The sequence below is a fragment of the Patescibacteria group bacterium genome, from assembly GCA_041661505.1.
In the GTDB taxonomy this organism is placed as follows: Bacteria; Patescibacteriota; Patescibacteriia; order Patescibacteriales; family JBAZCA01; genus JBAZCA01.
The window spans coordinates 1-5,682 of record JBAZUF010000011.1; the positions used below are offsets into that span (position 1 = coordinate 1).

Consider the following 5,682-nt stretch of genomic DNA (forward strand, 5'->3'; position numbering starts at 1 on the left):
AAAATCCTCCAGGCGGACAGCTGTTCCCACGCACTTTAATCTGGACTAAAACAGCAATTTTTCTCAAATTAAAATGGAATAAAAGTAAGAAAAATCCCTCCAGCAATAATCAAATCAGGAGGATTTTTTGATTTTATGACAAATTTTCCAGTAATGCGTTACCAATACATATAAAAAAAATAACCCTCTGGCAACCGCCAAGAGGGAAACCAAAATTTCCATGTTACAAATAACATATAATCATCCAGTTTGCAATACCTGGATCAAAAAAAACTTCGAAGATATCTGCACAGAATTATGGCAGTGCTGTAATTGCGGCACTTTAGATAGCCTGGAATACCTGCCCCTGAAATCAGGCTTGATTTGGTGCTGGCATATTGATATACCCCCCAACTGGGTTTTCGGTAAATGGGAACAGATACGCCTCTACCCAATACAAATACCCATCCCAACATTGCTCTGCAAAGCATGTCGCCAGCTGATAAAAATAATACCATCCTTCATTGTGCGGGGAACCACCCTCACCCTGCCCGCGCTGATCTTTATCTCCTTTATTTATGAATTTTCTGAGCTAGTCTGGCGGGAATTACCTGAAAAATTTTGCTCGCCTAATGATCAAATAGCCCACAGCACCCTGTACAAGGGCGTACACAAACTTGGCCATTTATGCGCCATAAATCAGGAAGTGGAAAAACTTCGCCAGAAATATCTGGATGTATATGAGGATGAAAAAGAAAACCCCTCCTGGCCTTTGCCCAAATCCCTTTTTGAACATACCTTGTGCCGGGAAAAGGGCCTGCGGAATATACTGGCCAGTCTTTTAGCGGAGCATATCAAACATTTGGACTTTAGCAAGGTATTTTATCCTTTCATCAATTCCTTAAACCGTCTGGTTACCAAGCTAAAAATGATACTACCAAAGATTTATGGTAATAATTCTACCCCGTGCCGGAGCACATAGAACTGTTGTTCCCTGGGTGTTGTTAATGGAAGAAACAAGACTTAAGCTCTATTTTTGGTAATATAGAATTGTCAGTATTAAATTAAAGGAAGGGAGGTTTTACATGGAAAAGGCACCTGACGGGGAGTTAATTATGCTGCCATGTACTCTTCTGGAGGACCACCCATTAAGGCTGTCCTATTACAGCCAGGCTCACCTGGAGGGTTTGTACCGGTCCATTAAGGCCAACGGCCTTTTGGAGCCGCTTCTGGTATGGGCCAGGGAAGACGGCAAATATCAAATATTAAGCGGCCACTACCGGGTCCGGGCAGTACGTCAGCTAAAGCAGCCGGTTATTGCCTGCCGGCTATACACCGGTGATAGGCATACGGCCCTGGTAATCTATTGCACAGCCAATGTATTAACCAGATCAATAGGTGCCCTGGAGGAAGCATTAATACTGAATACCCTGGTAAAGGACGAGGGATATACCATGGAAGGTGCCGGGAAGCTGTGGGGCCGCAGTAAATCCTGGGTCAGCCGGCGGATTAAACTGTTAACTTCCCTGGACCCTGCAATCAAAGAAGATCTTTTAAAGGGTGGGCTAAAGCCCCGGCTAGCCCAGAATTTAGCCATGTTGCCCCGGGGCAACCAGCAAAGAGTGCTGGCCATCATCCGCCGTGAACACTTAAACAAGGATGAGGCGGCCAAGCTTATCCAGTGGTGGCAAAGTGCCGGCGAGAAAGACCGCACTTTACTGGAGGAAGGGAAGATATTGCCCGGGTGTGGTTTTACCGGTGGGCAAAGAGCAGATTCCAGCTATCGGCTGGCGTTAAAATCCCTGGAGAAATGTACTTCCCTGATTAATGAAGTGATTTCCTTGTTAAAGATGGGGGAATGTCAGTTCTCCTGGCCCGATGCACAATACCGTATTTTTTTAATGACAGTAAATATATTAAAGGAGCTTTGTCCCAAAGGCGGTGAGTTAAAGGGTGCGCCTGGGATATGAGCAAAGGCTGGAGAAAAAGGCCTTTAAGATGTCCATCGTGTTAATGCTAAGGGATTTAGCCCCCCATGACCGGGCTGAATTAATTGATAAGCTGGTAGAGGGTAATTTTAATATTCCCTACTCCCCAAAAAGTACGCTCAGCCGGTCGGTTATCTACCAGTGGCTGCGGGAATACAACAAAAACCCAAAGGATTTTGAGGTTTTATTGCTTAAAGAGCGCAAGGACAGAAACACTTTCAGAAGAATTTCCGAAGAGCAAAAAAAGGCCCTGATGCGCTGGCGCTCCGAAAACGCCGCCCGAAGCACCAGTGAACTCAGGGATGAACTTTTGGCCCATGCTATTACCAGTAAGGATCCTGTGCCTTCCGCAGCTACCATTGCCAGGTTTTTATGCTCGGTGAATCTGGACAGAAAAACCATGCGGCAAGGTATTTCCGTTAAGGTGCGCCTGTCCTACCAGGCCCCTTACCCGCAAAGGATCTGGCTTGCGGATACCAAGGGTCCCAACATCAAGCTACGGGACGCCAAAAACCCCGGTGAGGTAAAAATAGCTAAGCCTATCTTGATTGAAGATGATAATTCCCGGTTTTTTCCGGCAGTCTTTTATGTATTTGAGGAAAACGAAAGAGTTTTAATGGAGCTTTTTAAAAAGGCTATATGGGCCTATGGTGTGCCGGATATTTTTTATGTGGACCGGGGCAGCCCCTATATGGGCAACTCTTTAAAGAGAGCGGCCACCCTGCTGGGCTGCCGGATTATCCACACTGCCCCCAGAGACGCAGCAGCTAAGGGCAAAGTTGAGAAATCTATGCAATATATCTATGACAAGCTGGAAACGGAGCTTTTGCTAAAACAGCCACCCCCTTTTCTGGAGGAGGCCAATGAATATTTAGCTGCCTTAATATGTCAAGATTACCACCGCCGGGTGCATTCGTCAACGGGTCAGACCCCGGAGGAAAGATTTTTTAGCTTTCCCCCGGAGTACCGGCGGTTTGTTTCAGAAAAAACCTTAAGCATGATTTTTTTGCCCTATGCCAGATCGAAGGTTTCCAAAACCGGGCTTATACACTTAAACAAGCTGCAGTACCTGGTGCCGGACGCTAAGCTTTACCGCAAATGGGTGCAGGTGCGCTACGACCCTTCGGACTTATCCCGGGTACATGTATGGCATGATGACAATTATTACGGGGTGGCGGAAATGTATCTGGAGGACAATGATTATTTAAAAAGAGAGCAGCTGCTTAAACAGTTGGGGCAAATCCAGCAGCCGTTAATACCGGAGGTTTGGGAAGTGCCCCGCTACAGCCACCTGGAGCGCATTCTGGCAGCTCACCGGACGGAGTTTGCGGAAGTTAATGAAGAGATTTCCCGGGCCAAGGCCCAAAGGTCAGCCGTAAAGGCCACCTTAATAAAGACATCCGCCACCACAAAGGTTAGCTACCCGGAATTTGGCCCGGATGCCTTCACCCATCTCCTGGCGGTATTACTTAAAACAAGTCTGGATGCCCACCAGCGCCTGAGTATATTAACCACCTGGCGCACGTACGGCCCCTTCACCGAAGCTATGGTACGCCGGACGGTGGGTGAACTTTTAGGTCAGGGCCACCCAGTGACGGATATTTCCGGCTATTTGGATGCTTTACGCCTGGCAGCCCATTTTAAAAAGGAGGATTAGTTCTATGTCTTATGCCATTGATGAAGTGGTCACAAAAACTTTTTTGGAATATTGGTCCTTATCCCGGCTACCTTTCCCCAAGATTACCGCCGCAGGTAATATATTACTGGACAGCCGCTTTGAAAAAGCGCTAAGCCGCCTGGAGCAGCTGCTTTACACCCGGGAGGCCGGGGTGGTGGTGGGGGAGGCCGGGACTGGCAAAAGCACCCTTTTGGATACTTTTTTAAGCCGTGTGTCTTCCACCCGCTACCGGGTGATCCATATTCCCATCCCCCAGTCCAGACCCCGGGAGCTATACCGGTCTATTGCCTCTGCCATTGGAGTAAACACCTCCTGGTTTGGGGCAGATGCATTGAAGGTAGTGGATTTACTTACTTATTCCTATGTGGAGTCAAACCGGCCCAATCTGTTACTGATCGACGAGGCACATATATTAACCCCGGTCTGTTTAAATGAGCTGCGTCTATTGACCAATGCCATGGTTAAGCACGAGGGGTTAATTACCCTGCTTCTTTTTGGCCAGCCATCTTTGGCCTCCACCTTAAAGCTGCCGGCCATGATTCCTTTAGCCCAAAGAATTGGGGCCTGGGTTAATTTAGGGGGGCTTTCCGAGGAAGAAACCCAGAATTACCTGGACTGGCAGCTTACAATAGCCGGCGGTCAGCCGGATATCTTCTCCCTGGCGGTTAAAAAAGCTATTTACCGCCGCTCTTTGGGCGTTCCCCGGCTGATTAACAGGCTAGCCTGGGAGTGTTTAAATCATGGCTGCTTAGAGAGTGTCAAGCTTATTACTGAGGATTTATTTTCTTTGGTATGCAAGAATTTAGGCCCTCATTTGGCCAATTGATGGTGATACTTTTTTAAGAATTATTGGGGGTGATATGTGTGTCCTTTACTGCCGGCGGGAAAAACAAAGTTTTACGGGATTATTTTATCAGCACAGGCTTTTTTGATTTGTTTGACCGGGCTTTAGGGATGGCCAGGGCTTTAAATTATTCAGACGCTGAAGTTATTGAAGCTGTTTGCAAGGTAAGTGATAAATTTAATTCGTTTCCTCCTGTTAAAAACAGGGCCGCCTGGTTTGACAAAGTATTTAAAGAGAAGTTAGCAGAGGCCCGGGCTGATATCCTGGCCCATAGGGTGGCTAAAAATTACCGGTAGGTTTATCCTGTTTATTACGTGTAGATTATATTTATGAATATCGCCAGTGCCGATATTTTGGACCATTCTCTTTTATGGAGACTGGTCTTTTTACTTGATTTTGAACTGACGGACTGACGGACTTAATCCAAATTAAAGTGATCATTCTATTCCAGATTAAAGTGATTCCTAACAGGGTGCCGGTCATATCGAGATGTGTATCCGCCAATGCGAAAGCCTTATGCAAATGCCTTAAAAAATTTTATCAGATTATCGGGAGGTGAACCAATCAATGTCTACCCAAACAATACAACAGTGCATCCAGGCGTGCCAGCAAACTGCAGCCCAGTTACGAAACATGGCCAACACCGAACCCAACCCCATGGCAAAAAACAAGCTGATCGAAGGCGCACACCACCTGACTCTCTGTATAGAGGAATGTAATTATTCCCTGCAGCAGATTCAGGCCGGTATGGCTTAACATAAGGAGAATACAAAAGCGCGCCGTTTTCAGGTGCGCTTTTACTTAATTCCGGGGGTGAAGCGGATGGAAATGGTTTGGCTAGTGGTAAAACCGGTGCTTATATTTTTTTTCGGCTACACTCTTATTCGCATCATGGGGAAGCATCATATCGGGAACATGACGCCTTTGGATTTCCTGGTGGCCGTGGTGCTGGGCAATATACTGGTGCAGCCCATAGTAGCCGACAAAATTGGCCTTACTTTTGTTTATGGGGGGTTATTTGTAGCCACCTATGCCATCGTTGCCCGGTTAATTCTGGTTAATCCCCGTCGCAAACTGCTTACCTTTAAACCCGCGATGCTGGTGGCAAACGGGGTAATTGATATGGAGGCCATGAAGAGGGAACGCATCACCGTACCTCATTTGTTGGCGGAATTACGCGTGGCGGGATATTC

6 protein-coding genes are annotated in these 5,682 nt (G+C 46.9%); all 6 read left to right on the top strand.

The window, feature by feature from the left end:
- Positions 1 to 220 precede the first annotated feature (220 nt).
- Positions 221 to 961 (top strand): hypothetical protein, encoded by a 741-nt coding sequence (locus WC715_06305; GenBank protein ID MFA6172029.1) that lies wholly within the window; start codon positions 221 to 223, stop codon positions 959 to 961.
- 133 nt (positions 962 to 1,094) lie between these two features.
- Entirely contained in the window at positions 1,095 to 1,949 is an 855-nt protein-coding gene (locus tag WC715_06310) for a ParB/RepB/Spo0J family partition protein (GenBank protein ID MFA6172030.1), read from the top strand.
- Between the two features lie 28 nt (positions 1,950 to 1,977).
- On the top strand, positions 1,978 to 3,624 hold the full coding sequence (locus WC715_06315; protein ID MFA6172031.1) for a Mu transposase C-terminal domain-containing protein: 1,647 nt from the start codon (positions 1,978 to 1,980) through the stop codon (positions 3,622 to 3,624).
- 4 nt (positions 3,625 to 3,628) lie between these two features.
- On the top strand, positions 3,629 to 4,471 hold the full coding sequence (locus WC715_06320) for an AAA family ATPase (GenBank protein MFA6172032.1): 843 nt from the start codon (positions 3,629 to 3,631) through the stop codon (positions 4,469 to 4,471).
- A gap of 38 nt (positions 4,472 to 4,509) precedes the next feature.
- Positions 4,510 to 4,785 carry a hypothetical protein gene (locus tag WC715_06325; GenBank protein MFA6172033.1) on the top strand — a complete coding sequence of 92 codons (276 nt, stop codon included), beginning with the start codon at positions 4,510 to 4,512 and terminating at the stop codon, positions 4,783 to 4,785.
- Between the two features lie 526 nt (positions 4,786 to 5,311).
- Positions 5,312 to 5,682 (top strand): YetF domain-containing protein (locus WC715_06330; protein ID MFA6172034.1); only part of this gene is annotated, 371 nt, incomplete at its 3' end.